Below are 22,970 nucleotides of genomic sequence, written 5' to 3'. Positions count from 1 at the left end.
TGGGTAGTCCCGTCGCCGTGGGGTGCAAGTTCTGGCAGCCATGGCCGCGTTACCTGCGAATTTTTGCCATTTCCATCGGGAAGCCACAATGATTGGCATCAAAAGCATCGCCAGTTACGTACCTGTAGAAGGCGTGGATAACTACGCTCAGGGTGCGAAATTCGGCAAGGATCAGGATTTCATCTTCGGCAAGATCGGTTCGACCTTCTTGCCGCGCAAGGATGCGGCCCAGGAAACCTCTGACCTGTGCGTCGAGGCGGCCAGGACGCTGTTCGCTGCCAATCCATCGCTTGACCCGGCGGCCATCGATGCGGTGATCGTGGTCACTCAGAATGGTGATGCCGAAGGCCTGCCGCATACGGCCGCGATCGTCCAGCACAAGCTGGGGCTGTCGACGCATGTCGCGGCGTTCGATGTTTCCCTGGGCTGCTCCGGCTACGTCTACGGGTTGTATGCGATGAAGGGCTTCATGGAAGCAGCGGGCCTGAAGAATGGCCTGCTGATTACCGCCGACCCCTATTCGAAGATCGTCGACCCCGAGGATCGCAACACGACCATGTTGTTCGGGGATGCCGCGACCGCGACCTGGATGGGCGAGGATGCTGCCTGGCAGCTCGGCAAATCGCTGTTCGGCAGCGATGGTGCAGGTGCCGAACACTTGCGCACCACCGACGGCAAGTTCTTCATGAACGGCCGCCAGGTCTACAACTTCGCCCTGGTCAAAGTGCCTGCGCACCTGCAGCAGTTGCTCGAGGCCAGCCAGTTGCGCGCCGAGGACATCGACCTGTACTGCCTGCATCAGGGTAGCGCGGCGATCGTTGATGCCGTGTCTGCGCGCTTCGACGAAGGCGCGCACAAGCAGAAGTTCGTCAAGGACATGGTCGAGACCGGCAATACCGTGTCGTCGAGCATCCCGTTGCTGCTGGAAAAGCACGTGATGAACTCGCAGCACAAGCGCGTTGCGCTCAGTGGCTTCGGCGTCGGCCTGTCCTGGGGTTCGGCGATCATCGAGCGCAACGGCTGATCGAGCGTCACCCTTGCGTTATCAAAGAAGCGCTGCCCGCCTCGGGCCGCGCTTCTTTCGTTTCTGATGATGGTTTTCTGGCGTCAAACCCTTGATTTCATTGGGATGGCCGGATGCCAGCAAAAAAAGTGAGAAATCGCCCTAAAGCAAACTGCCCTGACGACGATAAACATTACGAAGGTTCTCTGTGCCACACCCGGCGAATTGCCAAGGCCGGAAGCCGTAGTACCCAATCCAACGAGGAATTCGTCATGGCTTTGACTGTTAACACCAACACCACCTCTCTGGGCGTTCAGAAAAACCTGAACCGTGCTTCCGATGCACTGAGCACCTCGATGACCCGTCTGTCCTCCGGCCTGAAAATCAACAGCGCCAAAGACGACGCCGCCGGCCTGCAGATCGCTACCCGCATGACCTCGCAGATCCGTGGTCAGACCATGGCTATCAAAAACGCCAACGACGGTATCTCCATCGCCCAGACCGCTGAAGGCGCGATGCAAGAGCAGACCAACATCCTGCAGCGTATGCGTGAACTGGCCGTTCAGTCCCGAAACGACTCGAACAGCACCAACGACCGTGTCGCTCTGGACAAAGAATTCCAGTCGATGGCTTCGGAACTGACCCGTATCGCCAACAGCACCCAGCTGAACGGCAAGAACCTGCTGGACGGTTCGGCTTCGGTCATGACCTTCCAGGTTGGTTCCAACACCGGTTCCGCCAACCAGATCACCATCGACCTGAGCGCCAAGTTCACCGCTTCGGACCTGGGCGTTACTTCCTCGATCAACATTCAGGGTTCCGACACCACCACCGCCGAAGCCAACTTCAGCGCTGCTGTTTCGGCCATCGACGCCGCTCTGCAAACCATCAACAGCAACCGTGCTGACCTGGGTGCCGCGCAGAACCGTCTGACCAGCACCATCAACAACCTGCAAAACATCAACGAAAACGCCGAAGCTGCTCGTGGCCGTGTACAGGACACCGACTTCGCTGCTGAAACTGCCCAGCTGACCAAGCAGCAGACCCTGCAGCAAGCTTCCACCTCGGTTCTGGCCCAGGCCAACCAGCTGCCGTCGGCAGTACTGAAGCTGCTGGGCTAATCTGCCTGGTTGCTGGCGGGGAAGTGCTGGTAAGGCACTTCCCCGCCTTTTCATTGCGAGGTGGTGGGCATGGACATGAGCGTCAAGCTGAACCTGTCTTATCCGGCCGCACGTCCGGCCGAGCAGGTTGCCGAAAAACCGGTTGCCCGGTCGACGGAAAACGTAAAACCCGAAGACGACAAGAAAGACGCCAAGGCGGTGCAGGATGCCGACAAGGTCAAACATGCCGTTTCGGAGATCGAAAAGTTCCTGAAGGCGTCGCAGCGCAATCTGGAATTTTCCACGGATGAAGAATCCGGCAAGATCGTGGTCAAAGTCATCGCTACCGACAGTGGTGAACTGATTCGCCAGTTGCCCTCGGAAGAGGCCCTGCGGATCGCTCACAGCCTGAGCGATGTCAAAAGTGTTCTGTTCGACGCCAAGGTATAGTTGGCGGCGAACACCAATGAAGTGAAGCATGTCTGTCCCGCAGGAGCGGGTTGACGCGTTGATGAGAGGGACTACAGCATGGCAAGCCCGATTACTTCCAGTACAGGCCTGGGTTCTGGTCTCAACATTACCGAGATCGTGACCGCGTTGGTCAAGGCCGATACATCCGCCAAACAGGCGCAGATCACTCGGCAAACCAGCAACAACACTGCGATGATTTCGGGTATCGGCTCGCTGCGCAGTGCCCTCACGGCATTCCAGGACGCCATGAAGGCGCTCAACAACAAGGATGCGCCGTCGTTCAACGCCTATGCAGCGACCTCGGCCAACGAGTCCGTGGTCAAGGTCAAGTCGAGCAACTCGGCGGTAGCGGGTAGCTATGACATCGTGGTGGACAAGCTGGCCACCAGCTCGAAAGTGGCCAGCCAGCAGTTCAGCGGTGGTGCCACCAGCCCGATCAGTGCTGGCCAGCTTACCATCAGCCAGAACGGCAAGACCTACAATCTGGACGTGGCCAGTGGCGCGACGCTGCAAAGTGTGCGCGACCAGATCAACAAGGAAATGAGCGCCAACGGCATTTCCGCCAACATCGTCAACGAGGAAGGCGGCTCGCGCCTGGTGCTCAGCTCGACCACCACAGGTGCGGGGACTGACATTTCCCTGAGCGGTATCGCCGAGCTGGCAATCGATGGCACCACGCAGATGTCCGGGACCGGTGCGGGCTTCATCACTGCCAAGGCCCAGGACGCTGAACTGACCATCGACGGCTTGAAGGTCAAGAGTGCCTCCAATACGCTCGATAGCGCCATCAGCGGCATGACCCTGGAGTTGACCGGGGTCAGCCCGAAGGCCAGCGGCGTCGCCACTGGTACGCCGACCGCGGTCACCGTTGCGGCGGACAACGATGGCCTGAAGAAGTCGGTCCAGAGCTTCGTCGATGCCTACAATACGCTGCAGAAGGCGATCACGTCGCTGACGTCGACCAGCCGTGATGACGATGACAAGCTGGTGCTCGGCCCGCTCACCAACGACCCGACCACCCGCTCTCTGTTGGGTGATGTGCGCAAGGTGCTGAGTGAGGTGGGGGCCGGCGACCAGCTGACCACGCTGAGCCAGTTGGGTATCAACACCCAGAAAGATGGCACGCTCGAATTCAACAGCAGCAAGTTCACCGCGGCGATGAACGACAAGAAGCTCGGCCCGGAAGTGCAGGAGCTGTTCACCGGTACCGACGGCATCTTCGAGCGCATGAACAAGGCCATCGATCCTTACAACAAGACCGATGGCAGCCTTGCAACGCGCAAGTCGAACCTCGACAAGGCGGTCTCGGAACTGGCCAACCAGCAGGCCGCGCTTGATCGCCGCACCGAGTCCCTGACCGAATCGCTGACCAAGAAGTACGTGGCCCTGGACACCGCCCTGGGCAAGATGAAAGCCCAGGCCGACCAGATCACCTCGATCTTCGAAGCGATCAACGCCCAGGCCAAGAAATCCTGATCGGCTGAACATGCCAAAAGCCCGGCGGCGTCCGCGAGACGCCCCGGGCTTTTTGCTTTTCCCCTAAAGTTTTTTGACGTACAGGCGATACAGCAGGTACAAGCAACTTTTTACCGCAGCAACGAGGCAGATCCATGAACCCGATGTTGGCCCTTCGGCAGTACCAGAAAGTCAACGGCGCAGCGCAGACGTCCGAAGCCAGCCCGCACCGCCTGGTGCAGATGCTCATGCAGGGCGGCCTTGATCGCATGGCGCAGGCCAAGGGCGCCATTGCCCGCAACGACATCGCGCAAAGGGGCATCCTCATCGGCAAGGCCATCGACATCATCGGCGGCCTGCGCGAAGGCCTGGACCTGGAAAACCATGCCGACAGCCTGGCTGAGCTGGACAGCTTGTACATGTACATGAGCCGCCGCCTGATCGAGGCCAACGTCAAGGGTGATCCGGCCATCATCGACGAGGTCGCGCGCCTGCTGATCACTGTGAAGGAAGGTTGGGACGCAATCGGCGATCAGTCGTCGGCTTCCTGATAAAGGAGGATGACATGAACGAAGTAATCGCCCGGATCGAGCAGACTCGGGAAATGTTGCTGGCGGCGCTGGCCGAGCGCAACTGGGAAGCGGTGGGTGAGCTGGACCTGGAATGCCGCTTGCGCATCGGTGACATGGTGAGCGAGGCGAAAGGCAACGAGGCCGATGTCAGTGCCAGCCTTGAGCAGTTGTTGGCCGTATACCGTCAACTAATCGATGTTGCAAGTGGCGAACGTCAATCCTTGGTGGATGAAATGACGAAAATCCGTCAGGCGAAGAACGCGGCAAAGGTATACCATCTATTCACCTGACCACAGATGTTGCCAAAAGCCATGCGCCATTAATTTGACTGGCTGGTTTTTTTTGACTTTACTAGTGGCTGTTTTCGAATTTCAGACGTCCGAACACTGACCATTCAGTCGGAATGATGTCGAGCACGCCCTCGGGCGCCGATATGACTAGGGAAGTTGCTATTGCATGTGGCGTGAAACCAAGATTCTGCTGATCGACGACGACAGCGCACGCCGCCGCGACCTGGCGGTGGTGCTTAACTTCCTCGGCGAAGAAAACCTCGCTTGCTCCAGCCAGGACTGGCAGCAGGTGGTCGAGCCATTGTCTTCGAGTCGCGAAGTGCTGTGCGTGCTTATCGGCACTGTAAACGTCCCGGGCAGTGTGCTTGGGCTCGTTAAGACAGTGGCTGGGTGGGATGAGTTCCTTCCGGTTCTGCTTTTAGGTGAAATTTCTTCTGCGGAGTTCCCGGAAGACCTTCGCCGCCGGGTGCTTTCCAACCTGGAAATGCCGCCAAGCTACAGCCAGCTGCTGGATTCGCTGCACCGTGCCCAGGTCTATCGCGAGATGTACGACCAGGCGCGCGAGCGTGGTCGCCAGCGCGAACCCAACCTGTTCCGCAGCCTGGTCGGTACCAGCCGTGCCATCCAGCACGTGCGGCAGATGATGCAGCAGGTGGCCGATACCGATGCCAGTGTGCTGATCCTGGGTGAGTCCGGCACCGGCAAGGAAGTGGTCGCGCGCAACCTGCACTACCATTCCAAGCGCCGCGAAGCACCGTTCGTGCCGGTCAACTGCGGCGCGATCCCGGCCGAGCTGCTGGAAAGCGAACTGTTCGGCCACGAGAAGGGCGCCTTCACCGGGGCGATCACCAGCCGTGCCGGGCGTTTCGAGCTGGCCAACGGCGGTACCCTGTTCCTCGACGAAATCGGCGACATGCCGTTGCCGATGCAGGTCAAGCTGTTGCGCGTGCTGCAGGAACGTACCTTCGAGCGCGTGGGCAGCAACAAGACCCAGAGCATCGATGTGCGCATCATTGCCGCGACCCACAAGAACCTCGAGACCATGATCGAGGAGGGCACGTTCCGCGAAGACCTGTACTACCGCCTGAACGTGTTCCCCATCGAGATGGCGCCGCTGCGTGAGCGGGTGGAAGACATCCCGCTGCTGATGAATGAGCTGATCTCGCGCATGGAGCACGAGAAGCGCGGGTCCATCCGCTTCAACTCCGCGTCGATCATGTCGCTGTGTCGCCACGGCTGGCCGGGCAACGTGCGCGAGCTGGCCAACCTGGTCGAGCGCATGGCGATCATGCACCCGTACGGGGTGATTGGCGTGTCCGAGCTGCCGAAGAAATTCCGTTACGTCGATGACGAAGACGAGCAGATGGTCGACAGCCTGCGCAGCGACCTGGAAGAGCGCGTGGCGATCAACGGCCATACGCCGAACTTCAGCAACCACGCCATGCTGCCACCTGAAGGCCTGGACCTGAAGGACTACCTGGGTAGCCTGGAGCAGGGCCTGATCCAGCAGGCGCTGGACGATGCCAACGGTATCGTTGCGCGCGCGGCTGAACGTTTGCGCATTCGTCGTACCACCCTGGTCGAGAAAATGCGCAAGTACGGCATGAGCCGCCAAGGTGGCGAGGAACAGGCGGAGGATTGACGCCTGGCGGTTGCCTGTACCGGCCTCTTCGCGGGCACGCCCGCTCCCACAGGATCGATGCACGGCTTGAATTCGGTGATATCCCTGTGGGAGCGGGCAAGCCCGCGAAGAGGCCGGCACAGGGAGCCAAAATCTCCAGCACTACGCAAGGCTTGAAGCCTGCACGGTCCCTGTGGGAGCGGGCAAGCCCGCGAAGAGGCCGGCACAGGGAGCCAAAATCTCCAGTACTGAGCAAGGCTTGAAACCTGCGCGGTCCCTGTGGGAGCGGGTTCACCCGCGAAGAGGCCGGCACAGCCAACCCAAATCCCTATCTCCGGCACGGCTATTGCTACACCGCTGGCAACACACCGTTTTTATGACGGTCAGCCACGCGAGAGAGCAAGATGCCCCAGGCCGCCCACGTATCCCTAGCCCCCGATCCGCAGGGGCAAACCCCGATCGAGCAGGAAAGCCGTCAGGGTGTCGAGCAGGCCTTCGCCCTGTTCAATCAGGTGTCCAGCCAGCTGAGCCAGTCCTACAGCCTGCTCGAGGCCCGGGTCAGCGAACTCAAGGGCGAGCTGGCGGTGGTCAGCGCCCAGCGCATCGATGAACTGAGCGAAAAGGAACGCCTGGCCAACCGCCTGCAGAACCTGCTGGACCTGCTGCCCGGCGGGGTGATCGTGATCGATGGCCAGGGCCTGGTACGCGAAGCCAACCCGGCCGCCTGCGAATTGCTCGGCGAGCCGCTGGTCGGCCAGCTGTGGCGCCAGGTGATCGCCCGCAGCTTTGCCCCGCGCAAGGATGACGGTCACGAGGTCTCGCTGCGCGATGGTCGCCGTCTGTCCATTGCCACTCGCTCGCTGGATGCCGAGCCTGGCCAGTTGGTGTTGCTCAACGACCTGACCGAAACCCGTCGCCTGCAAGACCAGCTGGCCCGCCATGAGCGCCTGTCTTCGCTGGGGCGCATGGTCGCCTCGCTGGCGCACCAGATCCGCACGCCACTGTCGGCGGCGATGCTCTACGCCAGCCACCTGGCTGATCCCGAGCAAGACCTGAGCGCGGAAACCCGCCAGCGCTTTGCCGGCACCTTGAAGGAGCGCCTGCACGAGCTGGAACACCAGGTGCGCGACATGCTGGTTTTCGCCCGTGGCGAGCTGCCGCTGAATGATCGAGTCACGCCAAAAGCCTTGTTCCAGGCCCTGCAGCAGGCTGCCCAGGCGCATGTGCAAGGGCACGCCGTGCGCTGGCAGTGCGACAGCCACCTGGGTGAGCTGCTGTGCAACCGGGACACCCTGGTTGGTGCATTGCTCAACCTGATCGAAAATGCGCTGCAAGCCAGCGACGGCCCGGCGCGACTGAAGGTGCACCTGTTGCGCCGCGAGCGCAGTCTGCACCTGTGTGTAAGCGACGCCGGCAGTGGCATCGATGGCGACCTGCTCGGCCGCCTGGGCGAGCCGTTCCTGACCACCAAGGCTACCGGCACCGGCCTGGGTCTGGCCGTGGTCAAGGCCGTGGTGCGTGCGCACCAGGGTACGCTGCGCCTGCGCTCGAAGGTTGGCCGTGGCACCTGTGTGCGGGTGGAGCTGCCGTTGATCGACGGGCAACTGGCGGAGGGCATGTAATGGCAATCAAGGTGCTGCTGGTCGAGGACGACCGCGTATTGCGCCAGGCGCTGGGCGATACCCTGGAAATCGGCGGCTTCGCCTACCAGGCGGTGGGCAGTGCCGAAGAAGCGCTGGAAGCGGTGCTGGAGGAGGCCTTCAGCCTGGTGGTCAGCGATGTGAACATGCCAGGCATGGATGGGCACCAACTGCTGGCCCAGCTGCGCCGCCAGCAACCGCAACTGCCCGTGTTGCTGATGACTGCGCATGCCGCGGTGGAGCGTGCCGTCGAGGCGATGCGCCAAGGGGCTGCCGACTATCTGGTCAAGCCATTCGAACCCAAGGCCTTGCTCAGCCTGGTCGAGCGGCATGCCGCCGGGCGCGTGGCTGAAGAGGAAGGCCCGGTGGCCTGCGAGCCGGCCAGTCGACAGTTGCTGGAGCTGGCCACGCGGGTGGCGCGCAGTGACTCGACCGTGCTGATTTCCGGCGAATCCGGTACCGGCAAGGAAGTGCTGGCGCGCTTCATTCACCAGCAGTCGCCGCGGGCGGCGCAGCCCTTCGTGGCGATCAATTGTGCTGCCATCCCTGACAACATGCTCGAGGCCACCCTGTTCGGCCACGAGAAGGGTGCCTTCACCGGCGCCATCGCTGCCCAGGCCGGCAAGTTCGAGCAAGCCGAAGGTGGCACCTTGCTGCTCGACGAAATCTCGGAAATGCCAATGGCCTTGCAGGCCAAGCTGCTGCGCGTGCTGCAGGAGCGCGAGGTGGAGCGGGTGGGTGGGCGCAAGCCGATCAGCCTGGATATCCGCGTGCTGGCCACCACCAACCGTGACCTGGCTGGCGAAGTGGCGGCCGGGCGTTTCCGCGAAGATTTGTACTACCGCCTGTCGGTGTTCCCCCTGGCCTGGCGCCCGCTGCGCGAACGCCCGGGTGACATCCTGCAACTGGCCGAGCGCCTGTTGGCACGCCACGTGGCGAAGATGAAGCACGCCCCGGTGCAGCTGTCGCCCCAGGCCCGAGCCTGCCTGCAGGCGTATGCCTGGCCGGGCAACGTACGCGAACTGGACAACGCCCTGCAGAGGGCGCTGATCCTGCAGCAGGGCGGGGTGATCGAGGCGGCGGATTTTTGTCTGGCAGGCGCCATTCCATTGTCAGCTGGCCTCGAGCCATCACCTGAGGTGCTGGCCGAGCCTGGCGGGCTGGGCGATGACATGCGTCGCCATGAGTACCAGATGATCATCGACACCCTGCGCGCCGAGCGCGGCCGCCGCAAAGAGGCGGCCGAACGCCTGGGGATAAGCCCGCGTACCCTGCGCTACAAGCTGGCGCAGATGCGCGATGCCGGGTTTGACGTCGAGGCCAGCCTGTTCGGCTGAAGATCGAAAGGGGCTGCTGCGCAGCCCATCGCCGGCAAGCCAGCTCCCACAGAGCCCCGCGCTGTACCTGTGGGAGCTGGCTTGCCGGCGATGGGGCGCGAAGCGGCCCCAGATTGTCTGGCATACATAGGCTGGCACCTTTGTTGCTTTAGGTTGGCTATCCGCCGCATCACTGTCAAAAAAATGCGGCCGCAGGAGAGAGAAGGGTCATGAGCCAAGGTGTTGAATTCAATCGTCTGATGTTGGACATGCGGGCCATGCAGGCCGACGCCATGTCGCTGCCCAAGGTGGCCGCTGCCCCCGAGTTGGCACCCGGGCAAAGTACCTTTGCCGACATGCTCGGCCAGGCCATCGGCAAGGTGCATGAGACGCAGCAGGCTTCGACCCAGTTGGCCAACGCCTTCGAGATCGGCAAGAGTGGCGTCGACCTGACCGACGTGATGATCGCTTCGCAAAAGGCCAGCGTGTCGATGCAGGCCCTGACCCAGGTACGCAACAAGCTGGTCCAGGCGTACCAGGACATCATGCAGATGCCGGTTTGAGGACGGACGTAAACCATGGCTGAAGCAGTCGTCGACAACCCCCCTGCCAAAAGCGGCCCGCCCGCGGCCAAGCCGCCGCTGTTCGGCATGGCGTTTCTGGAAAACATCGCGCAGATGCCCATGCTGCGTCAGGTCGGCCTTCTGGTCGGCCTGGCCGCCAGCGTGGCGATCGGCTTTGCCGTGGTGCTGTGGTCGCAACAACCCGATTACCGTCCGCTGTACGGCAGCCTGGCGGGCATGGACACCAAACAGGTCATGGATACCCTGGCCGCCGCCGACATCCCCTACAACGTCGAGCCCAATTCCGGTGCTCTGCTGGTCAAGGCCGACGACCTCTCCCGTGCGCGCCTGAAACTGGCGGCCGCCGGCGTGGCACCGAGCGATGGCAACGTCGGCTTCGAGTTGCTCGACAAGGAGCAGGGCCTGGGCACCAGCCAGTTCATGGAAGCCACCCGTTACCGTCGCAGCCTGGAAGGCGAGCTGGCGCGTACCGTGTCCAGCCTGAACAACGTCAAGGGCGCGCGCGTGCACCTGGCCATCCCGAAAAGCTCGGTGTTCGTGCGTGACGAACGCAAGCCCAGCGCCTCGGTACTGGTCGAGCTGTACCCGGGCCGTGCCCTGGAAGCCGGGCAGGTGATGGCCATCGTCAACCTGGTCGCCACAAGCGTGCCGGAACTGGACAAGTCCCAGGTCACCGTGGTCGACCAGAAGGGCAACCTGCTGTCCGAGCAGATCCAGGACACCGCCCTGACCCAGGCAGGCAAGCAGTTCGACTACAGCCGCCGGGTGGAAAGCATGCTCACTCAGCGGGTGCACAACATCCTGCAGCCGGTGCTGGGCAATGACCGCTACAAGGCCGAAGTGTCCGCCGACCTGGACTTCAGTGCGGTCGAGTCCACCTCCGAGCAGTTCAACCCAGACCAGCCGGCGCTGCGCAGCGAGCAGTCGGTCGATGAACAACGTGCCAGCAGCCAGGGCCCGCAAGGTGTGCCCGGTGCGCTGAGCAACCAGCCGCCAGGCCCGGCCTCGGCGCCGCAGACCACCGGTGGTGCCGCTACCCCGGCCGCGGCCATCCAGCCTGGCCAGCCGCTGGTGGATGCCAACGGCCAGCAGATCATGGACCCGGCCACCGGCCAGCCGATGCTCGCGCCGTACCCGTCGGACAAGCGCCAGCAAAGCACCAAGAACTTCGAGCTGGACCGTTCCATCAGCCACACCCGCCAGCAGCAGGGGCGCATGACCCGCCTGTCGGTGGCGGTGGTGGTGGACGACCAGGTCAAGATCGACCCGGCCACCGGCGACGCCACCCGTGCGCCATGGGGCACCGAGGACCTGGCACGCTTCACTCGCCTGGTACAGGACGCGGTCGGCTTCGATGCCAGCCGTGGCGACAGCGTGACGGTGATCAACGTGCCGTTCGCCGCCGACCGCGGCGAAGAGATCACCGACATTGCCTTCTACCAGCAGCCGTGGTTCTGGGACATCGTCAAGCAAGTGCTGGGCGTGGTGTTCATCCTGGTGCTGGTGTTCGGTGTGCTGCGCCCGGTGCTGAACAACATTACAGGGGGCGGCAAGCAGGCTGCCCCGGATAGCGACATGGAGCTGGGCGGCATGATGGGTCTGGATGGCGAACTGGCCAACGACCGCGTCAGTCTGGGTGGCCCGACAAGCATTCTGCTGCCTAGCCCGAACGAGGGTTACGAGGCACAGCTCAACGCAATCAAAGGCCTGGTGGCCGAAGACCCGGGCCGCGTTGCCCAGGTCGTGAAAGAGTGGATCAACGCCGATGAGTGATAACCGAGCCGTTACCGCCAAGCTGAGCCGCGTCGACAAGGCGGCGATCCTCCTGCTTTCGCTGGGCGAGACCGATGCCGCCCAGGTGCTGCGGCACATGGGGCCCAAGGAAGTGCAGCGGGTGGGTGTGGCCATGGCGCAGATGGGTAATGTGCACCGTGAACAGGTCGAACAGGTGATGAGCGAGTTCGTCGAAATCGTCGGCGACCAGACCAGCCTGGGCGTGGGCTCCGATGCCTATATCCGCAAGATGCTCAACCAGGCCCTGGGCGAGGACAAGGCCAACGGCCTGGTCGACCGCATCCTGCTCGGTGGCAACACCAGCGGCCTGGACAGCCTGAAGTGGATGGAGCCGCGCGCCGTTGCCGACGTGATCCGCTACGAGCACCCGCAGATCCAGGCCATCGTGGTTGCCTACCTCGACCCCGACCAGGCCGGCGAAGTGCTGAGCAACTTCGACCACAAGGTGCGCCTGGACATCGTCCTGCGCGTGTCGTCGCTGAACACCGTGCAGCCGGCGGCGCTGAAGGAGCTGAACCAGATCCTCGAGAAGCAGTTCTCGGGCAACTCCAACGCGGCGCGTACCACCTTGGGCGGCATCAAGCGCGCCGCCGACATCATGAACTTCCTCGACAGCTCGGTGGAAGGTGCACTGATGGACGCGATCCGCGAGATCGACAGCGACCTGTCGGAGCAGATCGAAGACCTGATGTTCGTCTTCAACAACCTGGCCGACGTCGACGACCGAGGCATCCAGGCGCTGCTGCGCGAAGTCTCGTCCGACGTGCTGGTGGTGTCGCTCAAGGGCGCCGACGAGCGAGTCAAGGACAAGATCTTCAAGAACATGTCCAAGCGTGCCTCGGAGCTGTTGCGCGACGACCTGGAGGCCAAGGGGCCGGTGCGGGTCAGCGACGTGGAAACGGCGCAGAAGGAAATCCTCACCATCGCCCGCCGCATGGCCGAGGCCGGCGAGATCGTGCTCGGCGGCAAGGGTGCCGAGGAAATGATCTGATCCACCAGGGCAGGCAAATGAATTTTGCGGCCTGGTGCGGTACTTGTGGGAGCTGGCTTGCCGGCGATGAGGCCGGCCCAGGCACCGCTGCTGTATGGCAAGGGCTTCGCCCTTGATCGCCGGCAAGCCAGCTCCCACAGGGCCCCGCATTTGTCGAACAGGCTTGTTGAGTACCTGAAAACATGTCCACCAAAGAACATCACCCCAGCGACCTGATCCGCGCCCGCGACCTCGAGGGCGTGGACGTATGGGCGCTGCCCAGCTTCGACCCGGAACCGGAGCCTGAGCCCGAACCGGAGCCGGAACCCGAGGTAATCGAGGAAGAAGTCGAGGAAGTGCCGCTGGAAGAAGTCCAGCCACTGACCCTGGAAGAACTCGAGGCCATCCGCCAGGAGGCCTACAACGAAGGCTTCGCCACCGGTGAGCGCGAGGGCTTCCATAGCACCCAGCTCAAGGTCCGCCAGGAAGCCGAAGAGGCACTGAAGACCAAGCTGGAGAGCCTCGACCGGCTGATGACCAACCTGATGGAGCCGATCGCCGAGCAGGACACGCAGATCGAGAAAACCCTGGTCCACCTGGTGGCTCACATGACCCGCCAGGTAATCGGTCGCGAACTGCGGGGCGATTCCAGCCAGATCACCCAGGTACTGCGCGAAGCGCTCAAGCTGCTGCCCATGGGCGCGGACAATATCCGCATCCACCTCAACCCGCAGGATTTCGAGCTGGCCAAGGCCCTGCGCGAGCGGCATGAGGAAAGCTGGCGGCTGCTCGAGGACAGCGCACTGCTGCCAGGCGGCTGCCGTATCGAGACCGCGCATAGCCGCATCGACGCGACCATGGAAACCCGCATCGAGAAAGCCGTGGCACAACTGTTCGACCAGTTGCACGATCATTCGCTGCACCCGGCAGCGCCGGACATGTCGGTAGACCTGGATAGCCTGCCAGAGCGCGCCGTGGGTAGCCCGGATGCAACTTGAGCGCACCAGTTTCGGCAGGCGCCTGGGCAGTTATGCCGAGGCCATCGAGCTGCCGGCCCAGCCCATCGTCGAAGGCCGCCTGCTGCGCATGGTCGGCCTCACCCTGGAAGCCGAAGGCCTGCGCGCTGCAGTCGGCAGCCGCTGCCTGGTAATCAACGACGACAGCTACCACCCGGTGCAGGTGGAGGCCGAAGTCATGGGCTTTGCCGGGTCCAAGGTATTCCTCATGCCGGTCGGCAGCATTGTCGGCATCGCCCCCGGCGCCCGGGTGGTGCCGCTGGATGACAGCGGCCGCCTGCCCATGGGCATGAGCATGCTCGGCCGGGTGCTGGACGGCGCCGGCCGCGCGCTGGATGGCAAGGGCGGGATGAAGGCCGAGGACTGGGTGCCGATGGACGGCCCGGTGATCAACCCGTTGAACCGCGACCCCATCAGCAAGCCGCTGGACGTGGGCATTCGCAGCATCAATGGCCTGCTCACCGTCGGTCGCGGCCAGCGCCTGGGCCTGTTCGCCGGTACCGGTGTGGGCAAGTCGGTGTTGCTGGGCATGATGACCCGCTTCACCGAAGCCGAGATCATCGTCGTCGGCCTGATCGGCGAGCGGGGCCGCGAGGTCAAGGAATTCATCGAGCATATCCTTGGTGAGGAAGGCCTCAAGCGCTCGGTGGTGGTCGCTTCGCCCGCCGACGATGCGCCGCTGATGCGCCTGCGGGCCGCCATGTACTGCACACGTATTGCCGAGTACTTCCGCGACAAGGGCAAGAACGTGCTGTTGCTGATGGACTCGCTGACCCGTTTTGCCCAGGCCCAGCGTGAAATCGCCTTGGCCATCGGCGAGCCTCCGGCCACCCGGGGTTACCCGCCATCGGTGTTCGCCAAGCTGCCCAAGCTGGTGGAGCGGGCCGGCAACGGCGAGCCAGGTGGTGGTTCGATCACCGCGTTCTATACCGTGTTGTCCGAGGGCGACGACCAGCAGGACCCGATTGCCGACGCGGCGCGCGGTGTGCTCGATGGCCACTTCGTGCTGTCGCGGCGGCTGGCCGAGGAAGGCCATTACCCGGCCATCGACATCGAAGCCTCGATCAGCCGGGTCATGCCCCAGGTGGTCGATGCCGACCATTTGCGCCAGGCGCAAAAGTTCAAGCAGTTGTGGTCGCGCCTGTCGCAAAGCCGCGACCTGATCAGTGTGGGTGCCTATGTGGCGGGTGGCGATCCGGAAACCGACCTGGCCATTGCGCTGCAATCGAAGCTGGTGGAGTTTTTGCGCCAGGGCCTGCGCGAGAGCGTGGGCATGGCGCAAAGCCGCGAACAGTTGGGGGCGATCTTTGCGCCCCCGGCGGGCGGTTGATAGGCCATGGCGCTGCCCGGACGTGCCGCGCGCCTGGCGCCGGTGGTGGACATGGCCGAAGAGGCCGAGCGCCAGGCGGCCCAGCGCCTTGGGCAGTTCCAGCAGCAGGTGGCTACGGCACAGGCCAAGCTGGCCGAGCTCGAACGGTTTCGCGAAGACTACCAACTGCAGTGGATCAACCGTGGCGGGCAGGGGGTAAACGGTAGCTGGCTGGTCAATTACCAGCGCTTCCTCGGGCAGCTGGAAACGGCCATGACCCAGCAGCGCCAGAGCCTGGTCTGGCACCAGAACAACCTCAACAATGCCCGCGGCACCTGGCAGCAGGCCTATGCCCGGGTGGAAGGCTTGCGCAAGCTGGTGCAGCGCTACCAGGAGGAAGCCCGGCGGGCCGAAGACAAGCGCGAGCAGCGCTTGCTCGACGAGCTGTCACAACGCCTGCCGCGGCAGAATCACCTATAGCCTGTACTGGCCGCCTCTTCGCGGGTGAACCCGCTCCCACAGGTACGGCGCAGGATTCGAATTCGTGGAGATCCTGTGGGAGCGGGTTTACCCGCGAAGAGGCCGGGACAGGCAGCTTACATGCTTGCCACCCCCGCCATCGCCTGCTAAACCTTTAAGGAGTTGCATCCGCCATCATCGAAGGAATCGCTAGCATGGCAGTCGAGACTGATTTTTCGCAGGACGGGAAAAAGCTGACGATTAAGATCAAGGGGCGCTTCGATTTCGGCAAGCATCAGGAATTTCGTGACGCCTACGAACGCCAGCCCAGCCGGCCAGATTCGGTGGTCGTCGACCTGAAGGACACCACCTACCTCGACAGTTCCGCACTCGGCATGCTGCTGTTGCTGCGTGACCATGCGGGCGGTGATGAGTCGGATGTGCGTGTGGTGCATGCCAGCTCCGACGTGCGCAAGATCCTCGCCATCTCCAATTTCGAAAAACTCTTCGATATCAGTTGAGCGCCGACATGCCGGCCGAACAGGCGTTGACCGTGCTGGTCGCCGAAGACGGTGCCGCCGACCGCCTGTTGCTGGCGCAGATCGTGCGCCGTCAGGGCCATCAGGTATTCACCGCGGAAAACGGCGAGCAGGCGGTGGCGCTGTTCGTCGAGCGCCGCCCGCAACTGGTGCTGCTGGATGCGCTGATGCCGGTGATGGATGGCTTCGAGGCGGCGCGGCAGATCAAGGCGCTGGCCGGCGAAGCGCTGGTGCCGATCATTTTCCTGACGTCATTGAACGAGGAGGAAGGCCTGGTGCGCTGCCTGGAGGCCGGGGGCGACGACTTCATGGCCAAGCCCTACAGTGCGGTGATCCTCGGCGCCAAGATACGCGCCATGGACCGCCTGCGCCGGCTGCAGGCCACCGTGCTGGAGCAGCGCGACCAGATTGCCCGGCACCACCACCACCTGCTCAACGAGCAGCGGGTGGCCAAGGCGGTGTTCGACAAGGTGGCCCACTCCGGCTGCCTGGCCGCGCCCAACATCCGCTACCTGCAATCGCCCTATGCGCTGTTCAATGGCGACCTGATGCTGGCCGCGTTCACCCCGTCCGGCGACATGCGCGTGCTGCTTGGCGATTTCACCGGCCACGGCCTGCCGGCGGCGGTAGGCGCCATGCCGCTGGCCGAAGTGTTCTACGGCATGACTGCCAAGGGCTACGGCATGGCGCAGATCCTGCGCGAGATGAACGCCAAGCTCAAACGTATCCTGCCGGTGGACATGTTCTGTTGTGCGCTGCTGCTCAACCTCAGCATGCAGCGCGGTTCGGTGGAAGTGTGGAACGGCGGCATGCCTGATGGCTATCGCCTGGCAGTGGATGGCCAGGTGCTGTCGGCGCTGACTTCGCGACACCTGCCGCTGGGCATCCTGGACGCCGAGCGTTTCGATGACAGTACCGAGGTGTTGCCGCTGGCACCGGGCGAGCGCCTGCTGCTGCTGTCGGACGGCGTGCTGGACACCGCCGACGACCAGGAACGCCTGTTTGGTGTGCAGCGCTTGCGCAGGGTGCTGGCCGACAACCGGGACCCGGTGCGGTTGTTCGACGAAGTGATGCAGGCCCTGGAGCGCTTTGGCGGGCGCCCGCGCGATGACATCAGCCTGTGCGACATTCGTATGTTCAGCGCCGAGGAGCGGGTGCCGGCGCCGATGATCTACTCTGATAGCGGCCGCTCCAGCCCGCTGGACTGGTCGCTGGGGTTCGAGGTGCGTGGGCAGAGCCTGAAGCGCTTCAACCCGGTGCCGTACCTGGTGCAGTTGTTGCAGGAGATTCACGGCCTGCGCGCGCGTACCGGCAACCTGCACAGCGTGCTCAGCGAGCTGTATTCCAACGCCCTGGAGCACGGCGTGCTGGGCCTGGACTCGCAGCTCAAGCGCGATGTACAGGGCTTTGCCGACTATTATCAGGAACGCGCCCGGCGCCTTGGGGTTCTGATCGACGGTTACGTGCGCATCGATTTCAAGGTTGAACCGCAAGCCGACGGCGGGCGTCTGATGATCGAGGTTCGTGACAGTGGTGCGGGGTTCGATGTGCAACGGGTGCTGTCGCGGCCCTCGCTGGAGCAGGGGCTGAGCGGGCGTGGCCTGAACCTGGTGCGGCGGCTGGCCAGCAGCGCGCACTGGAGTGAGGGCGGGCGCTGCGCGCATGTGGAGTTCGTCTGGTGAGCCACGGGTTGGCTCGGGCATAATCTGGCTTGATCAAGGAGTGAACAAGTGACTGACATGCATATTGACCACAAGGTACTCAGCGACCTGCGTGAGGTCATGGAAGATGGCTACCTGCAGTTGGTGCAAACCTTTCTCGACGACTCCGAACGGCGCCTGGGCCAGCTGCACGCGGCCAAAAGTGCCGAAGAGCTCGGTTCCGCGGCCCACAGTTTCAAGGGCAGCAGCAGCAACATGGGCGCGGTTGCATTGGCCAGCCTGTGCCAGCAGCTGGAGGAGCGCGCGCGGCGGCCCCCGTTGTATGGCATCGAGGACCTGATCAACCGCATCGACCTGGAGTTCGTCGAGGTGCAGCGCTTCTACCGAGGTGAGCAGCAGCGCATTTCGGCGGGTTGAAACACGACTTGGCGCGAGTCTTGCCTGTCTCTGGCAGTATGATTTTTTTGTTTCTGGCGCGGAGACCGCTCGATGCCTGTCGCACCCAACCCATTGTTGCAAGGCAACGCCATTGCCAACACCTCGCGTACGGCCACCGCACAGGCCGACAAGCCGCTGCAGGCGCCGGGCGACAAGGGCGACGGCTTCGGCCAGGTGATGGCCCGGCAGGGCCGCGACAAGGCCGCCGGGCAGGACGACAAGGTCGTTCAGGCCAAGCCCAAGGACAAGCCCGAGGCGGCGCAGGGCGGCAAGAAAGCCGCTGCCGACAAACCCGCGGTTGCCGATGACGGCAAACAATTGCCAGCCGACGACCAGGCCCAGGCCGACACCGGCTTGCGCGATGCCAGCCTGGTGGCCGGCCAAGTCACCGACGCCCAGCCTGGCGCACAACTGATCCAGGCCCAGGCCGAGACGGTGGCGCCGGTGTTGCAGGCCGCCGCGGCGCAGGCGCAGGTCACCGCCGAGCTGCCCGAGGAGCCGGCCGCCGAGGAAGCCTTCGACCCTGACTCCGACCCTTTGGCCAACCTGCCTACCCTGCGCCTGGCGCTGGAACAAAGCGCCCAGGCCAAGGGAGCGACCTCGGCGCATGCCCTGGACCCTTCGCAGGCTCAGGGCGAAGAGGGGCAGATGGCCGTCAATACCTTGGCGAATCTGGTCGAGAATGCCGAGGGTGAAACGGGCGAGCCTGGTGACAAGGCCTTTGCCGGCTTGCTCGAAGATGGCCTGAAAGACACCAAGAGCGCTGGCAGCGATACACGTATAGATGATTTCGCCAACCGCCTGGCCAACCTGACCCAGGCCGCCACGGCCAAGACCGCCAATGCCGTGCCGGCCAATGCCAGCCCATTGCACCAACCGCTGCCGATGAACCAGAACGCCTGGGCCGAAGGCCTGGTCAACCGGGTCATGTACCTGTCCAGCCAGAACCTCAAGTCAGCGGATATCCAGCTGGAGCCGGCAGAACTGGGCCGCCTGGACATTCGCGTCAATGTTGCGACGGACCAGTCGACACAAGTCACCTTCATCAGCGGCCACGCCGGCGTGCGTGACGCCCTCGACAGCCAGGTGCACCGCCTGCGCGAGCTGTTCGCTCAGCAGGGGCTGGCACAGCCGGACGTCAACGTGGCCGACCAGTCGCGTGGGCAGCAACAGCAACAGGGGCAGGCACAGGGCAGCAACCTGTCCGGGGTGGCGGCGCGCCGGGCCGAGCAGGGCGGGGCAGAGGCAGTCGATAGCGCCCGGCCTGTGGAGCAGCAGGTGGTTGTTGGCGACAGTGCGGTCGATTACTACGCCTGATAACCGTTAGTCTGAGCCGGCCTCTTCGCGGGCGCGCCCGCTCCCACAGGAATTTCATCGGTTTCGAATCCTGTGCGTTGCCTGTGGGAGCGGGCGTGCCCGCGAAGAAGGCAGCACCGCAAAACCTGCTGGAACCCATCCTCTGCAAAATCTGGCATAACACTTGCTCAAGCCAAGCCATCCTCCCTTGAACCCCCGATGGACGACGGATTATTGGCATGGCGAAGAGCGAAGCAGTCAAAGACCCCGCCACTAAAGGCAAACTCAAGCTGATCCTGCTGGCGGTAGTGGGCCTGTTGCTGGCGATCGGCCTTTCGGTGGGCGCTACCTGGTTCATCATGCACAAGAGCGAGCCGGCCCCGGCCGCCGATCCTGCAGCCAGCAACGTCAAGCCAGCGGCTATCTACGAAGCGCTGGCCCCGGCCTTCGTGGTCAACTTCAACCAGAACGGCCGCCAGCGCTACATGCAGGTGAGCATCACCCTGCAAGCGCGCAGCCAGGCTGACCTGGACGCCCTCAAGGTGCACATGCCGGTGATCCGCAACAACCTGGTGATGATGTTCTCCGGGCAAGGCTTCGACACCCTGGCTGGCAGCCCGGTGGGGCAGGAAATGCTGCGCCAGAAGGCCACCGCAGTGGTTCAGGAAGTGGCGCAGAAGGAAGTCGGCAAGCCGGTCGTCGACCAGTTGCTGTTCACCAATTTCGTATTGCAGTAGGAGTCCGCAATGGCCGTACAGGACCTGCTGTCCCAGGATGAAATCGATGCCCTGTTGCATGGCGTCGACGACGGGCTGGTGCAGACCGAGAGTGCATCCGAGCCTGGCAGCATCAAAAGCTACGACCTGACCAGTCAGGACCGTATCGTGCGGGGTCGCATGCCGACCCTGGAAATGATCAACGAGCGTTTCGCCCGTTACACCCGTATCAGCATGTTCAACCTGCTGCGCCGCTCCGCCGACGTGGCAGTGGGCGGCGTGCAGGTGATGAAGTTCGGCGAATACGTGCACTCGCTGTATGTGCCGACCAGCCTCAACCTGGTCAAGATCAAGCCACTGCGCGGTACCTCGCTGTTCATCCTCGACGCCAAGCTGGTGTTCAAGCTGGTGGACAACTTCTTCGGCGGCGACGGCCGCCACGCCAAGATCGAAGGCCGCGAGTTCACCCCCACCGAGTTGCGCGTGGTGCGCATGGTGCTGGACCAGTGCTTCGTCGACCTCAAGGAAGCCTGGCAGGCAATCATGCCGGTCACCTTCGAGTACATGAACTCCGAGGTAAACCCGGCCATGGCCAACATTGTCGGCCCCAGCGAGGCGGTGGTGGTGTCCACCTTCCACATCGAGCTGGACGGCGGTGGCGGCGACCTGCACGTGACCATGCCGTACTCGATGATCGAGCCGGTGCGGGAAATGCTCGACGCCGGTTTCCAGTCGGACCTGGACGACCAGGACGAGCGCTGGGTCAAGGCCCTGCGCGAGGACGTGCTGGACGTGGCTGTGCCGCTGACCGCCACCGTAGCCCGGCGCCAGCTGAAGCTGCGCGACATCCTGCACATGCAGCCTGGTGACGTGATCCCGGTGGAGCTGCCCGAGCACCTGGTACTGCGCGCCAACGGCGTGCCGTCGTTCAAGGCGCGCCTGGGTTCGCACAAGGGCAACCTGGCGCTGCAGATAATCGACCCGATCGAACGCCGCTGACGCGTGCCGGTCGCTCATAACGAATTGAATGCCTGTCGAGGAAACCATGGCTAACGAAAACGAGATCACCTCCGCAGAGGACCAGGCACTGGCCGATGAATGGGCTGCGGCACTGGAAGAAACCGGTGCAGCCGGCCAGGCCGATATCGATGCACTGCTGGGTGGTGACACCGGTAGCAGCACCGGCGGCGCGGGCCGCCTGCCGATGGAGGAGTTCGCCAGCTCGCCGAAGCCGAACGAAAACGTCAGCCTCGAAGGCCCTAACCTGGACGTGATCCTGGATATCCCGGTGAACATTTCCATGGAAGTGGGCAGCACCGAGATCAACATTCGCAACCTGCTGCAGCTCAACCAGGGCTCGGTGATCGAGCTCGACCGCCTGGCCGGCGAGCCGCTCGACGTGCTGGTCAACGGCACGCTGATTGCCCATGGCGAGGTGGTGGTGGTCAACGAGAAGTTCGGCATCCGCCTGACCGACGTGATCAGCCCCAGCGAACGTATCAAGAAGCTGCGCTGAGTGAAGGGCACGATGCGCGCCATCGCGGCGCTCGCCGCGCTGCTCGCCAGCCAGGCTTGCCTGGCCGCGGCCACACCGGCGGCAACCCCGGCAACCGCGCCTGGCAGCCTCGGTGGGCAGCTGGCGCAGATGGTCTTCGGCCTGCTGCTGGTGGTCGGCCTGATCTTCTTCCTGGCCTGGTTGCTGCGGCGCATGCAAAGCACGGCGGTGAAGGGCGGGCAGGTGATCGAGATCGTCGGTAGCCGGGCCATCGGCCCGCGTGACCGCCTGCTGCTGGTGCAGGTGGGCAAGGAGCAGATCCTGATCGGCCATACCCCCGGCAGCATCGAGGCCCTGCATGTGCTGGCCGAACCCGTGGAAGTGCCGGAAAACGCCCGCCAGGCGACGCCGGAGTTTGCCCAGCGGCTGATGGAGCTGATGGGCAAGGACCCTAAGGACAAGAAGTGATGAGTGGCGCGCTGCGTGTATTGTTGACTCTGGCGCTGCTGCTGGCTGCGCCGCTGGCCCTGGGGGCCGACCCGCTGTCGATCCCGGCCATTACCCTGTCCAATACCGCGGACGGGCAGCAGGAGTATTCGGTCAGCCTGCAGATCCTGCTGATCATGACGGCGCTCAGCTTCATCCCGGCGTTCGTCATCCTGATGACCAGCTTCACCCGCATCATCATCGTGTTCTCGATCCTGCGTCAGGCCCTGGGCTTGCAGCAGACGCCGTCGAACCAGCTGCTGACGGGCATGGCACTGTTCCTGACCATGTTCATCATGGCGCCGGTGTTCGACCGGGTGAACCAGGACGCACTGCAGCCGTACCTGAAGGAGCAGATGACTGCCCAGCAGGCCATCGACAAGGCCCAGGGGCCGCTCAAGGACTTCATGCTGGCGCAAACCCGGCAAAGCGACCTCGACCTGTTCATGCGTCTGTCCAAGCGTACCGACATCGCCGGCCCGGACCAGGTGCCGCTGACGATCCTGGTGCCGGCGTTCGTTACCTCCGAGCTGAAGACTGCGTTCCAGATCGGTTTCATGATCTTCATCCCGTTCCTGATCATCGACATGGTGGTAGCCAGCGTGCTGATGGCCATGGGTATGATGATGCTGTCGCCGCTGATCATCTCGCTGCCGTTCAAGATCATGCTGTTCGTGCTGGTCGATGGCTGGGCGCTGATCATGGGCACCTTGGCCAGCAGTTTCGGCGGCGTCTGACG

24 protein-coding genes are annotated in these 22,970 nt (G+C 63.5%); all 24 read left to right on the top strand.

What is annotated here, in order from left to right:
• Positions 1–88: 88 nt before the first annotated feature.
• On the top strand, positions 89–1,024 hold the full coding sequence (locus CAG34_RS07660) for a ketoacyl-ACP synthase III (RefSeq protein ID WP_085589029.1): 936 nt from the start codon (positions 89–91) through the stop codon (positions 1,022–1,024).
• A gap of 251 nt (positions 1,025–1,275) precedes the next feature.
• Entirely contained in the window at positions 1,276–2,124 is an 849-nt protein-coding gene (locus CAG34_RS07655; protein WP_015271225.1) for a flagellin domain-containing protein, read from the top strand.
• 69 nt (positions 2,125–2,193) lie between these two features.
• Positions 2,194–2,553: a flagellar protein FlaG gene (locus CAG34_RS07650; protein ID WP_015271224.1), complete on the top strand. Its 360-nt coding sequence runs from the start codon at positions 2,194–2,196 to the stop codon at positions 2,551–2,553.
• Positions 2,554–2,631: 78 nt separating this feature from the next.
• On the top strand, positions 2,632–4,050 hold the full coding sequence (gene fliD, locus CAG34_RS07645) for a flagellar filament capping protein FliD (RefSeq protein WP_085589027.1): 1,419 nt from the start codon (positions 2,632–2,634) through the stop codon (positions 4,048–4,050).
• Positions 4,051–4,184: 134 nt separating this feature from the next.
• Positions 4,185–4,580, top strand: a complete 396-nt coding sequence (gene fliS, locus CAG34_RS07640; RefSeq protein WP_003257284.1) for a flagellar export chaperone FliS — start codon at positions 4,185–4,187, stop codon at positions 4,578–4,580.
• A 14-nt stretch (positions 4,581–4,594) separates the two neighbouring features.
• Positions 4,595–4,891, top strand: a complete 297-nt coding sequence (locus CAG34_RS07635; protein ID WP_075045931.1) for a flagellar protein FliT — start codon at positions 4,595–4,597, stop codon at positions 4,889–4,891.
• Between the two features lie 166 nt (positions 4,892–5,057).
• On the top strand, positions 5,058–6,533 hold the full coding sequence (gene fleQ / locus CAG34_RS07630; protein WP_085589025.1) for a transcriptional regulator FleQ: 1,476 nt from the start codon (positions 5,058–5,060) through the stop codon (positions 6,531–6,533).
• Between the two features lie 383 nt (positions 6,534–6,916).
• Entirely contained in the window at positions 6,917–8,134 is a 1,218-nt protein-coding gene (locus tag CAG34_RS07625; RefSeq protein ID WP_085589023.1) for a PAS domain-containing sensor histidine kinase, read from the top strand.
• Positions 8,134–9,489 carry a sigma-54 dependent transcriptional regulator gene (locus CAG34_RS07620; RefSeq protein WP_085589021.1) on the top strand — a complete coding sequence of 452 codons (1,356 nt, stop codon included), beginning with the start codon at positions 8,134–8,136 and terminating at the stop codon, positions 9,487–9,489. The genes CAG34_RS07625 and CAG34_RS07620 overlap by 1 nt, the downstream gene beginning before the upstream one ends.
• Before the next feature lie 209 nt (positions 9,490–9,698).
• Entirely contained in the window at positions 9,699–10,031 is a 333-nt protein-coding gene (gene fliE, locus CAG34_RS07615) for a flagellar hook-basal body complex protein FliE (RefSeq protein ID WP_013973606.1), read from the top strand.
• 15 nt (positions 10,032–10,046) lie between these two features.
• Positions 10,047–11,825, top strand: a complete 1,779-nt coding sequence (gene fliF, locus CAG34_RS07610; protein WP_085589019.1) for a flagellar basal-body MS-ring/collar protein FliF — start codon at positions 10,047–10,049, stop codon at positions 11,823–11,825.
• Positions 11,818–12,837, top strand: coding sequence for a flagellar motor switch protein FliG (fliG, locus tag CAG34_RS07605; protein ID WP_003257289.1), 1,020 nt, complete (start codon positions 11,818–11,820; stop codon positions 12,835–12,837). Before fliF ends, fliG begins: the two co-directional genes overlap by 8 nt.
• A 182-nt stretch (positions 12,838–13,019) precedes the next feature.
• Complete coding sequence (gene fliH, locus CAG34_RS07600; RefSeq protein ID WP_085589017.1) at positions 13,020–13,814, top strand: flagellar assembly protein FliH; 795 nt, start codon at positions 13,020–13,022, stop codon at positions 13,812–13,814.
• The gene (gene fliI, locus CAG34_RS07595) at positions 13,804–15,162 is read left to right on the top strand and encodes a flagellar protein export ATPase FliI (protein ID WP_085589015.1); all 1,359 of its coding nucleotides are present in this window, start codon (positions 13,804–13,806) and stop codon (positions 15,160–15,162) included. The genes fliH and fliI overlap by 11 nt, the downstream gene beginning before the upstream one ends.
• Positions 15,163–15,168: 6 nt before the next feature.
• Positions 15,169–15,621 (top strand): flagellar export protein FliJ, encoded by a 453-nt coding sequence (gene fliJ, locus CAG34_RS07590; protein ID WP_046614584.1) that lies wholly within the window; start codon positions 15,169–15,171, stop codon positions 15,619–15,621.
• A 194-nt stretch (positions 15,622–15,815) separates the two neighbouring features.
• Positions 15,816–16,121, top strand: a complete 306-nt coding sequence (locus CAG34_RS07585; protein ID WP_013973600.1) for an STAS domain-containing protein — start codon at positions 15,816–15,818, stop codon at positions 16,119–16,121.
• A gap of 8 nt (positions 16,122–16,129) precedes the next feature.
• On the top strand, positions 16,130–17,821 hold the full coding sequence (locus CAG34_RS07580; protein ID WP_085589013.1) for a fused response regulator/phosphatase: 1,692 nt from the start codon (positions 16,130–16,132) through the stop codon (positions 17,819–17,821).
• 48 nt (positions 17,822–17,869) lie between these two features.
• Positions 17,870–18,217 (top strand): Hpt domain-containing protein, encoded by a 348-nt coding sequence (locus CAG34_RS07575; protein WP_025340080.1) that lies wholly within the window; start codon positions 17,870–17,872, stop codon positions 18,215–18,217.
• Positions 18,218–18,289: 72 nt separating this feature from the next.
• Positions 18,290–19,555 carry a flagellar hook-length control protein FliK gene (locus tag CAG34_RS07570; protein ID WP_085589011.1) on the top strand — a complete coding sequence of 422 codons (1,266 nt, stop codon included), beginning with the start codon at positions 18,290–18,292 and terminating at the stop codon, positions 19,553–19,555.
• Positions 19,556–19,773: 218 nt separating this feature from the next.
• Entirely contained in the window at positions 19,774–20,271 is a 498-nt protein-coding gene (fliL, locus tag CAG34_RS07565) for a flagellar basal body-associated protein FliL (RefSeq protein WP_025340078.1), read from the top strand.
• A gap of 9 nt (positions 20,272–20,280) precedes the next feature.
• Positions 20,281–21,249 carry a flagellar motor switch protein FliM gene (fliM, locus tag CAG34_RS07560; RefSeq protein ID WP_013973595.1) on the top strand — a complete coding sequence of 323 codons (969 nt, stop codon included), beginning with the start codon at positions 20,281–20,283 and terminating at the stop codon, positions 21,247–21,249.
• Between the two features lie 46 nt (positions 21,250–21,295).
• Positions 21,296–21,766: a flagellar motor switch protein FliN gene (fliN, locus tag CAG34_RS07555; protein ID WP_003257291.1), complete on the top strand. Its 471-nt coding sequence runs from the start codon at positions 21,296–21,298 to the stop codon at positions 21,764–21,766.
• Between the two features lie 12 nt (positions 21,767–21,778).
• Positions 21,779–22,213 (top strand): flagellar biosynthetic protein FliO, encoded by a 435-nt coding sequence (gene fliO, locus CAG34_RS07550; protein ID WP_085589202.1) that lies wholly within the window; start codon positions 21,779–21,781, stop codon positions 22,211–22,213.
• Entirely contained in the window at positions 22,213–22,968 is a 756-nt protein-coding gene (gene fliP, locus CAG34_RS07545) for a flagellar type III secretion system pore protein FliP (RefSeq protein WP_003257293.1), read from the top strand. Before fliO ends, fliP begins: the two co-directional genes overlap by 1 nt.
• Positions 22,969–22,970: the final 2 nt, after the last annotated feature.

Source organism: Pseudomonas sp. B14(2017), assembly GCF_002113255.1.
Classification (GTDB): Bacteria; Pseudomonadota; Gammaproteobacteria; order Pseudomonadales; family Pseudomonadaceae; genus Aquipseudomonas; species Aquipseudomonas putida_Z.
This window is presented reverse-complemented; position numbering and strand designations above follow the sequence as displayed.